General features: G+C 68.5%; 12 protein-coding genes. 5 read left to right on the forward strand and 7 right to left on the reverse strand.

Features of this window, described 5'->3' with window-relative positions:
- Positions 1–10 precede the first annotated feature (10 nt).
- Positions 11–2,686 (reverse strand): YjbH domain-containing protein, encoded by a 2,676-nt coding sequence (locus IEY58_RS18435; RefSeq protein WP_189048414.1) that lies wholly within the window; start codon positions 2,684–2,686, stop codon positions 11–13.
- A gap of 32 nt (positions 2,687–2,718) precedes the next feature.
- Positions 2,719–5,589 (reverse strand): SLBB domain-containing protein, encoded by a 2,871-nt coding sequence (locus IEY58_RS18440; RefSeq protein ID WP_189048416.1) that lies wholly within the window; start codon positions 5,587–5,589, stop codon positions 2,719–2,721.
- Between the two features lie 51 nt (positions 5,590–5,640).
- On the opposite strand from IEY58_RS18440, the gene IEY58_RS18445 reads away from it, so the two are divergent.
- Both IEY58_RS18445 and IEY58_RS18450 read left to right on the forward strand, forming a co-directional pair.
- On the forward strand, positions 5,641–6,300 hold the full coding sequence (locus tag IEY58_RS18445) for a YjbF family lipoprotein (protein WP_268237583.1): 660 nt from the start codon (positions 5,641–5,643) through the stop codon (positions 6,298–6,300).
- A 156-nt stretch (positions 6,301–6,456) separates the two neighbouring features.
- Positions 6,457–6,909, forward strand: coding sequence for a lytic transglycosylase domain-containing protein (locus IEY58_RS18450; RefSeq protein ID WP_189048419.1), 453 nt, complete (start codon positions 6,457–6,459; stop codon positions 6,907–6,909).
- Here the strand turns inward: IEY58_RS18450 and IEY58_RS18455 are convergent.
- Positions 6,860–7,552 carry an SOS response-associated peptidase gene (locus IEY58_RS18455; protein WP_189048421.1) on the reverse strand — a complete coding sequence of 231 codons (693 nt, stop codon included), beginning with the start codon at positions 7,550–7,552 and terminating at the stop codon, positions 6,860–6,862. The genes IEY58_RS18450 and IEY58_RS18455 overlap by 50 nt on opposite strands.
- 162 nt (positions 7,553–7,714) lie before the next feature.
- Between IEY58_RS18455 and IEY58_RS18460 the strand changes: the two genes are divergently transcribed.
- On the forward strand, positions 7,715–7,945 hold the full coding sequence (locus IEY58_RS18460; RefSeq protein ID WP_189048423.1) for a hypothetical protein: 231 nt from the start codon (positions 7,715–7,717) through the stop codon (positions 7,943–7,945).
- A gap of 78 nt (positions 7,946–8,023) precedes the next feature.
- Here IEY58_RS18460 and IEY58_RS18465 read toward each other — a convergent pair whose 3' ends face one another.
- Positions 8,024–9,886 carry a S53 family peptidase gene (locus IEY58_RS18465; RefSeq protein WP_189048425.1) on the reverse strand — a complete coding sequence of 621 codons (1,863 nt, stop codon included), beginning with the start codon at positions 9,884–9,886 and terminating at the stop codon, positions 8,024–8,026.
- Between the two features lie 436 nt (positions 9,887–10,322).
- Here IEY58_RS18465 and IEY58_RS18470 point away from each other — a divergent pair, with 436 nt between their 5' ends.
- Together IEY58_RS18470 and IEY58_RS18475 are read left to right on the forward strand one after the other, a co-directional pair.
- Entirely contained in the window at positions 10,323–12,497 is a 2,175-nt protein-coding gene (locus IEY58_RS18470; RefSeq protein ID WP_189048427.1) for a glycosyltransferase, read from the forward strand.
- A 6-nt stretch (positions 12,498–12,503) separates the two neighbouring features.
- The gene (locus IEY58_RS18475) at positions 12,504–13,364 is read left to right on the forward strand and encodes a glycosyltransferase family 2 protein (RefSeq protein WP_189048429.1); all 861 of its coding nucleotides are present in this window, start codon (positions 12,504–12,506) and stop codon (positions 13,362–13,364) included.
- Here IEY58_RS18475 and IEY58_RS18480 read toward each other — a convergent pair.
- The 3 genes from IEY58_RS18480 to IEY58_RS18490 form a co-directional block, all read right to left on the reverse strand.
- A complete protein-coding gene (locus IEY58_RS18480; protein WP_189048431.1) occupies positions 13,361–15,430 on the reverse strand; it encodes an O-linked N-acetylglucosamine transferase, SPINDLY family protein in 2,070 nt (689 codons plus the stop codon). The genes IEY58_RS18475 and IEY58_RS18480 overlap by 4 nt on opposite strands.
- A gap of 203 nt (positions 15,431–15,633) precedes the next feature.
- Positions 15,634–15,873, reverse strand: coding sequence for a helix-turn-helix transcriptional regulator (locus IEY58_RS18485; protein WP_189048433.1), 240 nt, complete (start codon positions 15,871–15,873; stop codon positions 15,634–15,636).
- A 92-nt stretch (positions 15,874–15,965) separates the two neighbouring features.
- Positions 15,966–17,852, reverse strand: a complete 1,887-nt coding sequence (locus IEY58_RS18490) for a TRAP transporter large permease (protein WP_229743807.1) — start codon at positions 17,850–17,852, stop codon at positions 15,966–15,968.
- Positions 17,853–17,866: the final 14 nt, after the last annotated feature.

The raw sequence follows: 17,866 nt of genomic DNA on the forward strand, positions 1-17,866 counted from the left end.
CCCGCTCAAGTCACTGCGTCAACCCATCCCAATGGTCATGCAACCGCTCCGGATCCTCCCCGTACGTTTCCCAATAGAGCTGCTTCGGGCTGCTCAACAACTGGCCGCCGTCTCTCGTCAGCGGGCGATAGACCGTGCCGATCGACGAGCGGCTCGGGAATGGCGTTGCGAGGTCGATCGGGATGCTGATGAACAGGCCGCGGTCAAACCGGCCTTCGCCAAAGATCCTCGACGGCACGTTGGTGATGGTGAAGAAGCCGCCGACGCGCATGCCACTCTCGAACTCGCGCGAGAGCTCATAGGTGAAGCCGATGTCACGCGCCAGATAGCGGCCGACCCGAAGCGTGCTCTGCAGGCCGTACCACGGCATGTCGTAATAGACGGATGCCTGGGCGGTCGCGACATTGTAGCTCTGGAAGTTGAACTGCTCGTGGAAACCACGCTTATAGAGCTGGTTCGCCTCCAGCCCGAACGCCCAGCGTGAGCCGTAGGGGCGCCAGAGCAGCTCGCCGTCGACGCCGCCGTACATCTCCTCGAGCAGGCCGGCGGTGAGACGGCCGTAGAGATCGTCGCCGAGCCGCGTCTCGTAGTCGGCATAGAGGCTCTGGATGCCGTACTTGCCGTCTTTCAGATATTGCGCGATGTCGCTGCGCACATGGGGCAAGAGGCTGTTCGACGGATTCTGCAGGCGGTTGAGGTTGTCCAGCATGTTGACGCCGAATTCGCCGGACAAGGTCAGGCCGGGCCGGATCTGCGCATCGGTCGAGAGCCCGGCATAGAGCGAATAGAGGAAGAAGCCGTTGGGGCCGTTCAACTGCGTCTTGAGCCGCGGCCGGATGCGATAGGTGAAATCCGGGAAGATGTCGGGGTTCTCGATCGCGCCGTCGCCGAGCGCGTCGCCGCCTGAAAGCTCGGCATGGGCGAACACTTCCTCCGCCGTGCCGCGGCCGGTGAAGGCGCGCTCGAGGTCGTCGCGGCGCATCTTGACGCGCCCGACCTCGACCCCGCCCTCGACCTCGGCGATGGTGATCTCCGTGACCTCCGCCGGCGCGCGCGCGTCGATGATGCGGGCCGCGTCACCCAGCGCCTTCGGCAGATAGCGGTAGCGGTAGTTGCCGAGGCGCAGGATCGCCTCGTGGCCTTTGATCTCGAACGAATAGCCGATCATCTTCGCCGCCTCGAGATCGGCGAAGATCGCCTTGGCGATCTCCCGGTCCAGCCGCTCGATCGTGCGATGCGGCGCCGGAACTGGTTTGGGGTCGGGATTCTGCGCGCGCACGCTCTCGTCCGTGCGCCCGGTCATAGCCACCGCGCGCTCGAGCGCCGGCAGGTCCAGCCGGTAACGCCGCTCGCTGCCCCCGTCGTCGAGCGTGAGATCGACCCGGTCGACCGCCGGCTGCAGACGCCCGGCCATGCGAGCGAACTGGCCAATGTCCTCGGCGAGGTCGCCACGCGCCGCCGCCCGGCGCACCACGGTCACGCGGCGCACGCCCCCCGTCGCGCCCCCCCCCGTCGCGCCCCCCCCGGCCGTGCCGATCGACAGGATGCGGAAACCCAGCCCGTCGGCGGCGAGGCCGAGGTCGCCGAGTGCGCTCCAGCTTTCCGCCGGCAGCGGTGCCGGCACAGGCTCCGGCCGCGGCAGCGCGGTGCGCACTGTCGCCGGGTCGCTTGGGTCGGTGCCTGCGAGCGCTTTGTCGCGCACGGCCACCTCATCCGGCGGCAGCGGCGGCACTGGCACCCGCTGCGGATCGATCTTCGGGACATGGCTCAGCAGTGGCGCCTCGGCCCCGGTCAGATGTCCAAGGTTGGTCTTGAAGCCGACGCGCAGCATCACCGTGTTCTGGCGCTCCATGCCGAGCGAGATCTCGGGGCCGGACGAGAACGGGCGATAGACGAAGCCGGCGTCGATCGGGCCGGCCGACTTGATGTCGTTGATCTCGTTGAACGAGTCGTGGCGGAAATCGTTCGGATTGAAATCGAGCTTGAAGATGAGCCCGTCCCACGGCGTCTTGTATTCGAAGCCGCCGAACAGGCTCATGTTGGGGCCCGTGAAGAAGTCGGTGCGGAAGCCGCCCGCGCCCGAGATCGGATGACGATTGGCAAAATGGCTGGATAGAAACTTGAGCGGGTTGGGAAACATCGCGTCGCTCGCAAGCTGGCCCCAGCCGAGCCCGAGCGTCACGTCGAAATCGCCGTAGCGCTTGGTCGCGACGAGATATTCCTCGTCGAACTGGCCGAGCTGCGCGAAGTCGGTGATGCCCATGGTGACGTCAGGCAGGTCCGGCCCCTCGCGCGACAGCCGGAAGCGCAGGTCGAGGCCACGGTCGCGGTAGCTCTGGTGGCCGCCGAAACCGGAGCCGAGGCCGTAGAGCCGGTTCGTGATCTGCGTCGTGCGGAACACGCCTTCGAGCCAGGGGAAGGCCTGGCCGGATAAGGCGAAGCGGTGATAAGGCGAGATGAAGCTGCCGCTGCCGCGGATGTCGCCATCGTCGCCCATGCGCGCGGTCGGCACCTGGAACAGGCCGATCTCGCCGAAATCGTCCTGCGAGGGATAGAGCCCCTGCCCCGGATCGAGGATCTCGCGCAGCTCCCCGTCGGCCCGCGCCGCCCCGGCGAGGCAAAATAGCGCCGCGCCCGCCATCAGCCGAAACCGATGGTGGGAGAAACGCGCAAGGAAGAAGGCCACCCGAGCTTCTCGAATCCGACCGACGATCGCGCCTAGTTGTTGATGACCGCGAGCGACGCCGCCGTGATGGCGATCTGGCTCAGCACCTGCGTCACGTCGCGGATGACCGAGAGCGCATCAGGCGAGAGGTCGCGCGGCACGACGATCGTGCTGCCTGGCGGCACCGCGACCTTCGAGAAGTTCCACATCGACGAGCTGACCGGCTCCGCCGCCCCGTTCGGCAGGACGACGAAGACGTGGTCCGTGTCGGCGGTCTGCAGATAGCCGCCCGCACGCTTGATATATTCCTTGGGCGCAATACCCGCTTCGAACTGCTGGGAGCTGGGGTTGAGCACGTCGCCGGTCACCGAGACCGAGTTCGGCCGCTTCGGCATGGTGATGCGATCGCCCGGCTCGAGAATGATGTCGAGATCGGGCCGGGCGGCAAGCGTCGCCGGATCAGCCTCGAAGACGACGCGGCCCAGCGGCTTCGCCGACTTGAGCTCGGTCATCGCCGCCTGCAGCGAGGCGATGGTCGACGCGTTCGAATTGACGTTGGCCCCGGAAACATTCGCGACGGCGGCGGTCAGGCCGGCATCGATCTGCCGGATGCTCCGATCGATGCCTTCCTGCTCGGACCGCTGCGCCGACAGGCGGGTCAGCACCGCGCCATAAGGATAGGCATCGTCGGTCAGGCCGCCGGCGCGGCGGATGAGCTCGGACAGTTTCTCGCCGCGCCGAATGTCGAACAGGCCTGCCTGCTTGAATTCACCGGCCAGTACCACCGGCCCGCTGTCACGTCGGTCGTAGACCGAGTTGAAATGCACCACGTCGCCGGCGAACAGCGGCACACGCGCAAAATCCGCCTGCGTCAGGCTCAAGGTCTGCCGATCGACGTTCGCAAGGCCTTGCGGGCCATCGATCGTGAAATGCGAGACCTCGATGTTCTTGAAGTCAGCCGCCCGGGTGACGCCGCCCGCCGCCTGCTCGACCTCGGCGAGGCTCGCCTCGACGACCGGGTAGATGCCGGGCCGGCGGACTTCGCCGCGCAGGGTGATCGCGTGCTCGACCAGGAACGGCAGCAGGTCGGGATAGCGGCCCATGATCGGCGGGCACGGCTGCACGCTCTGCGTCGGCGCCGCGGCACCGGCGCCGCTGGTCGCCAGCTGCACGGCATTGTCGAACCGCCCGCTGTTGGCGTCCGATTGCACGATGGCCGCCAGTTCCTGGAGTGCCGGACACCCGCGATTCTGCGCCGCGTCCCGGTCGAACGCCTGCGGCGCCGCATCGGCTGCGGGGTCATTCGACCCCCGCGGCCAGGACGAGATCAGGTAGGGATCGCTGTAGATGGGCAGTTCCGTTGACGGCTGCAGCGGTACGCCATTCGTCGTCGGCTGCGCGCGCCCATTGATCAAGGCCGCATTGTTGCCGCCGCCGCCATGCTGGATCAGCACCGATTCGCCGGGGGCAAGCGGCCGGGTCGCGAGCAGGCTCGGCGGCGTCTGGCCGACCAGCACGGCCTGGACGTCGGACGAGGCGAGATAGGCGATGTCGTCCTTGCCGAGCACGATCAGGGTGTCGAGGCTGTGTAGCGGATAGTCGCGCGTGCCGGCCAGCACGGCGGCGAGATCGATGCCCTCCATGCGCCGGACCTGGGTCGTCGGGTCGACCGTGACCAGCACGGCGAGCGGCAGATAAGGATCGAGCCCGAGTGTCGTCCCGTTGCCGATGAGCGCGCGGACCGACCGTGCCTGGGCGAGCGCCCGCTCGCCCGGGACGCGGACCCGGCCGTAGAGGCTGACCTGGTCGACCTGGATGTTCTCGCGCTTCTCGACCAGCAGCAGGTCGCCCGGCTGCAGCATGACGCGGCCCGAAGCCTCGATCTCCGTCGTGCGCTGCCGGCCGGACGCGTCGAACGAGACCCGGATCAGCCGGTTGCCGGCCGGGCGCAGGAAGCCGCCGGCGAGGTCGACCAGCGCGCGCGTCGCGATCCCGCCGCGCGGGATCTCGTAGATCGCCGGGCGGGCGATATCGCCGGCAACGGCGACCGTGGCGCCGAGCGGGGCGACCGAGATCTGGTCGCCCTCGGCGAGCTTGATGTCGATGTCCGCCTTGCTCCCGGTCAGGAGATCATAGAGATCGATCGTCCGGCTCTGGCCGTCGCGGGTGAGCGTGACGTTGCGCAGGCTCGCGCCCTGGGCGAGCTCGCCGCTCAAGGCGTCGACGACCGTCGCAAACGCGCTCAAATGCTTCTGCCCTGGGTTCTTGACCTCGCCCGCGACCAGCACGGTGATCTGCCGCACTTCGCCCAGCGACACGAAGCTGTCGGTATTGACGTAAGCGCGCTTCACGGCGGCCTCGAGATCGGCGCGGAAGTCGCCGAACGTGCGCCCGACCGCCGGCACCGGCGGCAAGTCGGGCAGCACCACCTGGCCGTCGCGCCCGACACGCGTGCGATAGGTGCGCGACACCTGGCCGCGCAGCGTCGCCACGACCTCATCGCCGAAGCCCATGACGTAGCTGTCGCGCAGCGCGCCGGTGACCGTGCCGCCTGTGGCCGGCGTCGAACGGGCGAAAAGCTCTCGGCCGAACAGACGCAGCGACGCGCTCGCCCGGGCCGAATAGTCCTGCTCGAGCGGCGTCGGCGGCAGCGGACTGGATTGAGCGCGGAGGCCCGACTGCAGGTTGTTCGCGTTGGGGTTCTGCTGGCCACTCTGGAGGCTGCCGCGCTCCTGTCCCGTCGGCAGCGGCTGCTGGACGTTGAGCTCGCCGGTATCACCACCCTGCTGGCGCTGCAGCTGGTCGAGCAGCGTCTGCGGTATCGCCGGCAGCGTCTGGGCCAGCGTCGCCCCCGACTGAATGGCCGAAGCGCCGATCGACAGGCCGAGGAGGATGGTGAAAATTACGCGACGACCAGCTAGCATATTCAATTCCTACGGCTTGGCCAGACAGGTTAATTCGTGACAATCAATTCGGTGAAGATAACGCGGCGCTCTGCACTTCTCGGTGCAGGGACTTTTCTACTGGCAGGCTGCGGCAACTCCCGCAATCCGAATCTTTCGGCGGCCGCCGATCTCGCGCGCAGTTTTTTCGCCGACCGTGCCTTTACGGACGCAGATGTCGAGCGCGTGCCGTTCGCCAGTATCGGCGTGCAGCTTGGCACGGCGCCCGAAGCGATGGTCGTGCTGGCGACGGTCGACGGCAACGATCTGACCTGGATCGCGGCCGACCGCTCGCTCATCGTCACCCGCCATGGTCGTATCATCCGTTTCACGAGCGGCGACATCGATGTCGTGACCGCACCCGGCAGCACGGACCCGGTTGCCGATGGCGCGGTCGCTGCCGGAGATTGCATGCGGCTGCTCGACTTCCCCAAGGCGCAGCTCTTTTCCGTGCCCGCCCAGTCGACGCTGGCCGCAACCGGTCAGGCGCGCGTGACGCTGCTCCACGGCGAGATCACGACCCGCAGTTTCACCGAGACCGGCATCAGCCATCCGCTCGCCTGGGAGTTCGAGAACCATTTCTATCTCGACGCCGAAACGAAGCGGGTCTGGCAGTCCAACCAGAACGTGACGCCGCAATTGCCGCCGATCAAAATCCGCGTGCTTCGCCCGTATTCGGGTGACATCGCCTGAGAGATCCCCCCGGACCCGCCGGCGGGCAGATCGCCGGCCGGCCGGTTATATACCATCGCCGATCGGCGCACGAGGGTAACGCCGCTGATTCGACGCTGCGTGGTGCGGCGTTTTCTGCTATGAGCCAAGCCGTCCTTCAACGATCGACCCGGCCCCATGCTTCCGGAAGCGGCTGCGGCCTGCATCTATCTCGCCGCGGAGGCGGCCAAGCTGCCGCCGCCAATCCTCATGACCGTGCTGACGGTCGAGGCCGGCCATGAAGGCACGCATGCGCACAACAGCAATGGCACCGAGGACTACGGGCCCGGCCAGATCAACACGGTCTGGATCGGCGAGATCGCGCAGGCCATCCGCCGCTCGCCGGAGGAGACGCGCGCGCTCCTGCAATATGACGGCTGCTTCAACATCCGGGTGACGGCAACCCTGCTGCGCCGCCAGATCAATGCCGCCGGCGAGTTCTGGACCGGCGTCGGCTGGTATCACTCCCGCAACAAGGCCGAGAGCCTGCGCTACATTCGCCGGGTGATCGCGACGGCCAAGCGCCTGTTCGGCCCGGAGATCATCGCGAAGACACCAACGGCAGCGGCAGTTCCGCACCCTGATTCCTGATGTTCCCGACCGCCGGACCGACCGGCCAAAGGTCGAGCAGAGGCTCGGCGCAGGGGCGCATCAAGGCGACCGCGTCGCCGACTGCCTCGCCCAGCCACACGGGCCAGTCCTCCGGCATCACGATGACCGGCATCCGGTGGTGAATCGGCGCCATGACCGCATTGGCTGCGGTCGTCACCAGCGTCACGGTCCTGAGGATCTGCCCGTCCGCATCCCGCCAGGCTTCCCAGAGCCCGGCCAGCGCCAGCGGCGGCCGCTCGCCCGCGTCATTGGCCGGATGAGCGAAGGCATAGGGCTGCTTTGCTCCTTCCGTCGGCCGGTGCCATTCGTAGAAGCCGTCGGCCGGCACGAGGCAGCGCCGCCGGGCGAATGCGTCGCGGAACGCAGGCTTCTCGCGGATCGTCTCGGCACGGGCGTTATTGAGCGACGCGCCGATCTTGGGATCGCGCGCCCAATGCGGCACAAGGCCCCAGCGCAGCGGGTCGAGCGCACGCTCGCCGGTCTTGGGATTGAAGCGGACGGTCAAGAGCGCGTCCGTGGGAGCGGCGTTATAGCGGGGCGGCGCATTGCTGAGCGGATTCGCCGTGCCGAACAGCTCCGCGAGCCGCTTCGGCGGGCTGGTCTGGAACAGCCTACCGCACATGGGCCAGACCATCCCAATCGGTCGCCGCTGCCGGGCAAAATCTGCCGCCCCTCATCGATTCCCCAAGCTTAAGCAATTGATTCACAACATTCTCTATCTTGGTATCGTGTTTGCGTCGCACCTGTCATCACGAGTCATTCGTCGATCCCAAGGAGCGTCATCATGACCGAAACCGTCGCCCTCGCCCATCTCCGCTCGCCGGTCGCGGATAATCCGCTGTCCGCGCTCAAGAACCGCGGCAAGGGCGTACAATTCAGCCTCGCCGACGTTGGCGCCGAAGCGAAGACGCAAGAGCAGACGGGCACGGCGCTCGGCCAGGTCCGGCCGACCGCGACCGCACCCGGCCACGGCAACCTGCTGAGCGCATCGCTGATCGCCACGCTCGGTAGCTGAGAGCTGGGCGGCTGAGGCACAAACGAAAATGGCGGGGTTGCCCCCGCCATTTCCATTTCCCCTTGCCTAGGACTGGCGTCAGGGATTGCTGATCGTCTGGGGATCGCCCGCCGGTGCCACGTTCGGCAGCGCCAGGAAGTTCCGGACGTCGGGCGTGCCGTTGCCGGTCATGAAGTTATACGCCTGCTTCGTCGGGTCCGCGTTGTAGAGCCCGTCGAAGCCAGGAATGTTCTGGTGATAGAAGCGGAACGGCGCGGACGACTTCCCGAGATAGTGCTGCACGAAAGCCGTGTTGTAGATGTAGGTGTTGAGGTTGCCGAGCCGGTGGCCGAAGCGCTGCACGCCGAGCGCCACGACACCGGCGAACTCCGGCGCCGCGACCGACGTGCCGATAACACCGTCGAAGCTACCGCCGAAAGAGATGACAACCGCACTGCGCGTGCCATCCGCGCCGCAGGTGCTGGCGACGATGCCGGCCGGGCAACCGCCGACCTGCATGCCGAGATCCGGCACCGTACGCATCCGCGACCTCACTTCCTCGAAGCCCCGGACCAGGCTCTGGTACAGCGGGCGGGCGAAATGCACGCTGATGCCGCCGCCGGCGCCCCAGTAGCCGCCGCTGACATTGCTGCCGAGACCATAGGGGTCGTACGGCAGTTCCGGATCGCCGAACGCGTTTTCCGCGACGTACTTCGACGTGAGCGTCGGCGGGTTCGTCTGCGGGCTGGGCGGTGCGGTCGTGATGAGGTTCGTGCCGCCGACGGCGGTCACATGCGGGCTCGAGGCCGGCTGCTCGACGCCGGCGACGAACTTGCTGGGCAGGCCGCTCAGGTAGTTGACGTCCGGGCAGCCGAGGCCGCCGCTGTCGCCGGAGCTGGCGACGAAGGTGATGCCCTGCGCGTTGCCCTGCTTGAACAGCTCGTCATAGACGTCGAGGACGCCGATCTGGTCGACGCCGTTGTTGTAGGCCGCCGTATAGAACAGCTCGCAACCGCCGAAGGACGAGCTCACCACGTCCATCTTGTTCGCCTCGACGATGGTGAGATAGGCGTCGAGGATCTGCTCGTCCGAAAGATCGGGCGTGTTGAACAGAGTGACGCTCGAGCCGGTGGCACCGCCCAGGACCTGCTGGACGTCGAGCGACGCCTCGAACGACGCGCCGTTGGAGGTGCTGAACGGCGCTCCACCGTTGATCGCGACTCGGCCGGCCAGCACCGGATCCGGCGTGCCGGTCGTCGTCGTCCAGTGCTCATGATCGAACACGGCCTTGATGTCGGAATCGAGCACGTCGGACGCCATGACGATGCCGACGTTGACGCCCTGGCCGTTCAGCTGCTTGCCGGTGAGCGGCGCCTTCGCCTGGAACGAGGGGTAATCGTAAGCCTGCTTCAGGTCGTTGTACCAATAGGGCCCGCTCGCCGCGTAACGGTTCGCCGGGGTCTCGAGATCCTTGGCGCCGAGCGCGATGCTGCGAGCGTGCGAGCGCAGGTGAACGCTGGGCGAGAAATGGGCAACCACGGCGCCTTCCTGGGCGAGCGCCGCCGGCAGCACGACACCGCCCTCGGCCGCCAGACGCTTGCCGCCGACGCCGTTCGCCTTATAGACAAGGCGGGTGCCGAACAGCTTCTGCACCGTCGCAGCGCTGCCTTCGATATGCAGGCTGCGGGTATGGGTCGCCGTCACCGTGAGGCCGGCCGCGGCCAGGCTCGCGGTCACCCGGGCGACCTGCGCGTCGGTCGGCCCGAAGCGCTCGTGGAATTGCTGCGGCGTCAGCCACTGCTGATATTCGGCCGTGCCTGACGTCTGCTGCGCTTCGAGCAGCTGATCCAATTGCGCGACGTTGCGCAGCGGCAGGAACAGCTCAAAACCGACCTGCTGGCTCGCCTGCACCTGCTCGGTGACGGCTGCCTGGGCGGGCATGGCCGAGGCAAGCCCGAGCATGGCGGCGGCTCCTGCCGCGGCACCAATCGCAAAACGCGATACAAACATATTAACCCCCAATCGAATGAAGCCATTCTTGTTGGATGCCGGTACCGAGCACGGCACGCATCCGCCAATGGAGCCGGCATGCAAACACCGGTTGACGACGGAAAAGTGCAACGAACACGACACTTTGGCAGGCGATGGGAGCCTGCTGGCATAGTCGTTGACGTCATCCTGACGCACCCCGCCCATGGTTTCAACTGAGACGAAATACGCGTTTAACGCTCATGCTGGCGGCAGCGCGGAATACCGCAAAATTCCATCGGGAAACGAAGGGCCGGCGCGGTTGACCCTCAGCGGGGCGTTTGCGATGGTGGGCGGCATGTGCGCCAAAGAACGGACCCGATCGACCCGTATGGCCCGTCTCGGCTCGCCCCGACGGGACCGGTGATCCATGACCGTCCCGCTTGAAGCCGAGCCCGAGCAGCTCGAACTGCCGGTCGGGCCGGAGGCGCCACCGCCCCTGCCGAGCACGCCTGAGGAAGTCGCGGCGCTGGCGCGGCGCGCGGCCGCGCTCGAGGCGCGACTCGCCGCGGTGACAACGCATTTCCGGGCGCGCGACGCCGCAATCGAACGCGGCGACGACCGGGCCATGCTGCGCACGGCCCTGCAATCGGCCGGCCGGTGGCTGGACGCGCTCTGGTGCCAGGCCTCGCCGCCAGCCGCGGACGGGCCGCCCGGCCTGCCACGCATCTCGATCGTGACGCCGGTGCTGAACGCGCGCGAGACGATCGCCGAGACGATCGAATCGGTGCTCAGCCAAGCCTATCCGGGGCTCGAATATATCCTGGTCGACGGCGGTTCGACCGACGGCACGCGCGAGATCATCGCGCACTATGCCGACCGGCTCGATCTCGTCATCGCCGAGCCCGACGAGGGGCTCTACGACGCGGTTGCCAAGGGCTTCGCGCGGGCAACCGGCGAGGTGTTCGCCTGGCTCAATGCCGACGACTTCTATCTGCCGGGGGCACTCGACCGGGTCGGCCGCCATTTCGCCGTGTTCCCGGACGACCGCGTCGTCTATTTCGAAAACCTGCTCGCCATCGGCGACTGGCGCTTCGCCAACCAGCCGCTCGGCCTCGTCGACTACCGCCGCCTGCTCGACGGGCAGTTCCTGTTCCAGGACGGCGTATTCTTCCGGCGTGTCGCCTATGACGCGATCGGCGGCCTCGACCGGTCGCTGAAGCTCGCGGGCGATTGGGCGCTGTGGGTCGAGCTCGCGCGCCGCTATCCGCTGCGCCGGCTCGACGGCCACGTGAGCGCCTTCCGGGTGCGCCCTGGGCAGCTCAGCGAGGATATGGCGGCCTACGAGGCCGAAGGCGCCCAGCTCCAGGCGCGATACGCGCCGGGACAAGCACTGGCCCGCTCGACGGCGGAACGGCTCGCGGACTTGCCGCGCCATCTGGCGCTGGCCCTGGTCGAACGGCTGGAGACGGCAGCCGGCCGGCTCGGACCGCGGCGGCGGCTCTATTTTCCGCTCGCCCCGGACGAGAGCGTGCCGGCCGCGCCGGCCGGATCGACGCGCCCGCCGATGCAGCCCTTGGCGCCGGCCCGCTGCCCCATCAGCGGTGCGCTGCCCCGGCGGCTGCTGTTCTCGAGCCCGGACACCCGCTTCGGCGAGGCGGGCATGAACGAGATCTGGTACCACCCGGAGAGCCACGTGGCCGCGGTCGGCCCCGAAATCGACCGGACGACGCTCCGCCGGCTGCACGAGTGGCACTACGGCGGCACCACCCGCGAGATCCGCGCGCCGGCCGAGGATGCGGCGAGTCCGTTCCGCCATTGCCGACCCGCCGGATCCGATCCCGCGACCGCCTTGGCCGGGCTGGTGCCGGCGGCACTCCGGCGGCGCCTCGTGTCCTGGGCCGATCCGACGATGCCGGAAATGAAGCGCATGCTGCGCGGCCTGCTGCCGAAACGCACCGGCCCGCTGCGGGTGCTCGACCTCGCCTGCTTCGAGGGCGACCTGCTGGACGAGTTCCGCGCCGAAGGCTGGCGCACGTTCGGCTGCGATCCGAGCGAACGGACGGTGGAAGCCGCGCGCGCCAAGGGGCACGGCGTCTGGCTCGGCGGCGTCGAGGACGCGTTGCGCGTCATCCCGGCCGAGGAGCGCTTCGACCTCATCATCCTCGCCCATACGCTCGAGCACACGACCGAACCGCTCCTGGCCCTCCAACGGACGGCGCGGCTCCTGGAGCCGGACGGGCTGATCCTCATCAGCACGCCCAATCTCGATTCGGCGCAGATCGACCGATTCGGGCCGACCTGGGCGCACTGGCACCCGCCATTCCACCGCTTCGTCTTCTCGGCGCGCACGCTGACCGGCCTCGCCGGGGCCAGCGGTCTCCGGCCGCTCCGCATGCGCAGCTTCTCGCATCCCTATTGGAGCTGGCTCAGCCTCAAGCTCAATGCGCTCGGCCTGATGGGCGCCGTGCCGCACGGGCTTGCCCCCGACGCCGAAACCCGTGCCGCGGCCGAGGTGACGGCGCTCGCCGCCCGCCTGTTCCAGAACTGGCGCGGGCGCGGCGACTATCTCTACGCCGTGCTGCAACCGGACCTGCGGAGCTGACGCCGGATGGAACGCCCCCGCATCAGCCTGGTGACGCCGAGCCTCAACCAAGTGCGCTTCGTCGAGCGGACCGTGGCATCCGTCTTGGGCCAGCGCTACCCGCGCCTCGAATATATCGTCATGGACGGCGGCTCGACCGACGGCACGCTCGAGATCCTGAAGCGCTACCGGCGCCATTTCGCCCATATCGAAAGCACGCCCGACGACGGCCCCGCCCCCGCCCTGCAGCGCGGCTTCGCGCGCGCGACCGGCGAGATCATGGGCTGGGTCAACAGCTACGACCTGCTGGCGCCCGAGACGCTCCAGTTCGTCGCCTGGTATTTCGCGGCCCATCCCAGGGTCGACATGATCTACAGCCACCGTGTCCTGATCGACGCGGACGATCGCGCGGTCGGCTATTGGCTGCTGCCGCGCCATTCGAACGGCACCATGCGCCGCTGGCCACGCATTCCGCAGGAAACCTGCTTCTGGCGCCGCGGCGTCTACGAGCGCGCCGGCGGCATTGACGCGAAATACCGCTTCGCCATGGATTTCGACCTGTTCGCCCGCTTCATGATGATCGGCCGGGTCGATCGGGTGAACCGGTTCCTGGGCGCTTCGCGGCTCAATCCGAGCTCGACCAGCACGCGCAAGCGCTCGGTCGAGGGGGCAGCCGAAATCGAGCGGATCCGCGCCGAGCACGGCCTGAAGCCCCGGCCCTGGTGGCCGCTCCTGGTGCACCGCCTGGAACAGGGCATGGAATGGCGCGGCCGCAGCTTCGCCGAGGACAAGCGCGTCCTGCCCGGCTCATTGCCCGGCCTCGGCTGGAGCTACGACCGGCTATGGGGCGGGACGCTGAGCTCCCCGCGCGAAGGCGGCTCCGGCTAGGCGGCGACGAAGCTTCGGTACACGGCCTCGATCGACCGGGCAAAGCCGGTCTCGTCCAGCAGCACTGACGCCCGGAGACGGTCGCGCATGCCGGCGCGGAGCCAGGCGAGACGCTCGCCGTCGCCGGCGAGCGCCACGGCCAGCGCTGCATAGCCGTCGCCGTCTTCGGCGACCAACTCGTCGAGCCCGATCCGATGCAGGAGGCTGGCGCCGACCCGTCCAGCATGGCGGTCGCCGGCGAGGCTCACGACCGGCACGCCCATCCAGAGCGCCTCGCAGGTCGTCGTCGTGCCGTTGTAGGGGAACGGGTCGAGCGCCACGTCGATCCGGCCGTAGGCCGCGAGATGGCCTTGCGGATCGTCGATGTAACTGACGAGGTCGAGCCGGTCGGGTGCCAAGCCGGCCGTGGCGAAGCGGTCGCGATGATAATCGCACGTCGACGCATCCTCGAAAGTGCGGGCCTTCAGCAGCAGCCGGCTTTCGGGGACTTGGGCGAGCAGCCGGGCCCAGCAGGCGACCGTCGCGTCGGACAGCTTGGCCGGGTGGTTGAACGAGCCGAACGTGACGAAGCCGTTCCGGCTCACGGGCGGCGGCACCACGTCCGGGGCGGCCCCGGACGGCCGGTAGCACAGAAAGCCGCCGTCGAGCCGGACCAGCCGCTCGCTGTGGAACGGATCGGTCTCGCCCGGCGGATCGGCGACCGCGTCGGTCAGCCGGTAATCCACAGTCGGAAGCCCGGTCGTGTTCGGATAACCGAGCCACGTGACCTGGATCGGCGCCGCGCGATGGGCGAAGACGGCGAGCCGCGATTGGCCGGTATGGCCGCCCAGGTCGACCAGGATGTCGATCCCGTCGGCGCGTACGCGCGCCGCCACCTCGACATCGGTCAGGCGATCGATCGGGACCCAATGCTCGGCGAGCGCCTGGAGCCGGGCCGTCGTCGCATCCGTCTTGCGGCCGGCCGCGTAGCAGAAGACCTCGAAGCTGTCCCGGTCGTGGCAGGCCAGCAGCGGCTCGAAGAAATAGGCGACCGAATGGGTCCGGAAATCGGCCGAGACATAGCCGATGCGCAGCCGCCCTGGCCGGCGCGGAGGAAATGGCAGCGCCGGCACGGCGAGGTGCCTCGCCCAGGCGCGATGCGCCGCCAGCATTTCCGCGGGCGAAAGCTCGGTCGTGTAGTTCCGGAGCAGCAGGAGGTTGCTGCCCGGGCCGGGCAGATCCGGCCGCAGCTCCGCCGCACGGCCGTAGGCCTCGGCCGCGTCTGCGACCCGTCCCTGGTCATGGCGCAGGCTGCCGAGATTGTTGAGCGCCTCGGCGTCAGTGGCGTCGAGCGCCAGCGCGCGGGTATAGCTCGCGAGCGCCGCCTCGAGGCGCCCGGCGCTCTGCAAGGCAATGCCCCGGTTGTTGAGCGCGGTGGAGTGATTGGGCTCCAGCGCCAGTGCGCGGTCATAGCTGGCGATCGCCTCGTCGCCGCGGCCGAGGGCGGCGAGCGCGTTGCCGCGGTTGTAGTGCCCTTCGGCGAAATTCGGCCGGACCGCGACCGCCCGCTCGAAGCTTTCCAGCGCCGCGCCGAGGTCGCCGAGGTCGCCCAGAGCATTGCCGCGGTTGACGAGGACGGCGGCATCGGCAGGCCTGAGCGCCAGCGCCCGATCGTAGCGCCCGACCGCGTCCGCCGGCCGGTCGAGGGCGCGCAGCGCGTTGCCGGCATTGTAATGGGCGTCGGCCAGGGTGGGATCGACGGCGAGCGCCTTGTCGTAGGACGCCAGCGCCTCGTCGAGCCGGCCCAGGTCCTTCAGGATGTTGCCGAGGTTGTTGAGGGCGATGGCGTGGCGTGGCGCGAAGGCGATCGCCCGGCGGATGAGCTTCAGGCCCTTCTCGCTCTCTCCGCCGGCGCACAGGACCAGACCCTGGAGATGGAGCCCGTCGACATTCTTCGGCTGCAGGTAGAGCACCCGCTCGCAGCAGGCGCGGGCCTCGGCGAGATCGCCCGCCTCGAGCGCCCTGACTGCGGCGTCGAGCAGGGCCGGAACATTGCGGCTGGCCTGGAGGGGCGAGGGGGACGGCATGGCCGGACTATATCGAGCCGTCCCCCCTTACGAAAGTGCTGGGGGCGAAAGTGCTGGGGGCGAAAGTGCTGCGAACGAAGGTGCTGCTGGCGAAGGTGCGTGGGGCGGAAGCGCTGGCAATTTGCGAAGCGCGGCACCTGCCGGTGCCGCATTTGCATTTTGCCTGGTGTTATACCTTGAACTTTGCGATGCGCCGCGCCGGCTCAGATCGGGCGGACGCTGCGCCGGCCGCCGCGGCTCTCGAACGGCTGGCCGCCGCGTGCCGCCTCGATGATCGACGCGTGCCGGGCGACACTCTCAGGCAAGTCCGTGATTCCATTGACATATCGCGCGATGGTCGCGCGCTTGCGACCGAGCTGTTCCGCAGCGGAGGTGAGCGAAAGGTTCATCCGCTTCATCCAGGCGGCGAGTTCTTCGGCGGTGCGAATGTTGTTGAGTGACATGGCTTCCTCCTGAAATCCGGCGAAATCGGGTGGGCGAAACGCCCGGTCCCTTCTCTCTCCGCAAACGCGGTGCCGGTTTTAGGGAGGCGCCTTTAGAGGAAGCCGATCGAGAGCCAGGGCACGGCGGCGACCAGCACCGTCGCGGCCAGCAGCACCGCCAGGTAGGGCCAGACCCGGGCCATCGCGAGATCAGGCGAAACCCGGCCGATGGCGCAGGCAGCATAGAAGCCGACGCCGAACGGCGGTGCGAACAGGCCCATGCCCATGGCCAGCACGACGACCATGGCGTAGTGCACTTCGTTGATGCCGAGCGCGCGCGCGACCGGGAACAGCAGCGGGCCGAACAGCACGATCGCCGGGATGCCCTCGAGCACGCTGCCGAGGATCGTGAACACCAGGATCGAGATGACGAGGAAACCCATAGGACCGCCCGGCACCCCGCTCATGATCTGGACGAGCGCCCGCGAGAAGCCGGACTGGGTGAGCGCCCAGGCCATTGCGGTCGCGGTGCCGATGATCAGCAGGATGGCGCCCGAGAGCGAGGCGGTCTCGACCAGGATCGGCAGGATGCGGCGCCAGTCGAACTGGCGATAGACGAACAGCCCGACCAGAAGCGCATAGATGATGCCGACGGTCGAGACCTCGGTAGCGGTCGCGATGCCGTCGACCACGGAGGCGCGGATGACGAACGGCAGGATGAGCGCCGGCAGCGCCACGACGAAACGCTTGCCGACCTCGCTGAGCGGCGCCCGGGTAATGCCGGAGACGTCGTCGTTGCGGCCGCGCAGCCGTGCCACGACAGCGAGCGCCAGCGCGCCGACCGCTGCGGGCAGCAGGCCGCCGGTGAAGAGGGCTGCGATCGAGACGCCGGTGACCGAGCCGATGGTGATGAGCACGAGGCTCGGCGGGATCGTCTCGGCCATGGCACCGGAAGCGGAGAGCAACGCCACAAGCTCGCCCGGCTTGGCGCCGCGCTGCTTCATCTCCGGAAACAGCACCGGCGCCACCGCCGCCATGTCGGCCGCCTTGGAGCCGGAGATGCCGGACACGAGATACATGGCGCCCAGCAGCACATAGGCGAGCCCGCCGCGCACGTGGCCGACGAGGGACGCCATGAAGGCGACCAGCACGCGCGCGAGACCGGTCATCTCGATGAGCAGACCCAGGAACACGAAGAGCGGCACCGCGAGCAGGACGAGGCCCGACATGCCCTCGTCCATGCGGCTCACCACGATCGTGAGCGGCATGCGCGTCACCACCGCGAGATAGGACATGGTGGCGACGCCGAACGAGAAGGCGATCGGCACGCCGATCGCGACGCAGGCGGCGACGAGCAGGACGAAGAAGACGACGAGATTGCCGAAGCCCAGGCCCATGAGCCACGGCTTGGCAAGCCAGAACGCGCCGGCGACGAGCCCCACGACCGCGAGGGCTCCCAGCATCTGCGGCAGGCTCGCGCAGGCGATCAGCCGGCGGACCGCGATCACCAGCATGAGCAGCGCGCCCGTGATGATCGCCGCGACGCGGAAACTGTCGTGGATCTCGAGCGCCGGCGTGGTGATGAACCATTGCGCCTCGACATAGGTGCGCGCGGGTACCACGATCTCGAGCACGAAGACGGCGACGATGGCGGCCGCGAGGGCGCGGAGCCGCGTCTGCCACACGGGCGCCAGCAGCGCCGCGATCGCGGTGAGGCGCATGTGCTCGTCGCGCCGCAGCGCGACGACCGCGCCCAGCATGGCGAGCCACAGGAACAGGATCGAGGCGAGCTCGTCCGACCAGGTGAGCGGGCGGTTGACGACATAGCGCGAGAACACGCCGGCGAACAGCACCACGACCTCGACCACGACGAGAGCGGCTGCCGGCCATTCGGTGAGGCGGGCGAGCCAGAGATCGAAACGGTCGCCGCCGGCCGCAGCCCCGGGCTCACCCGCTCGAGGCTTCTCGGCCCGGGACCGTTCGGCCGCTGCCATCGTCATCGTTCCCGCTCCCC

This window comes from Aliidongia dinghuensis (assembly GCF_014643535.1).
Classification (GTDB): domain Bacteria; phylum Pseudomonadota; class Alphaproteobacteria; order ATCC43930; family CGMCC-115725; genus Aliidongia; species Aliidongia dinghuensis.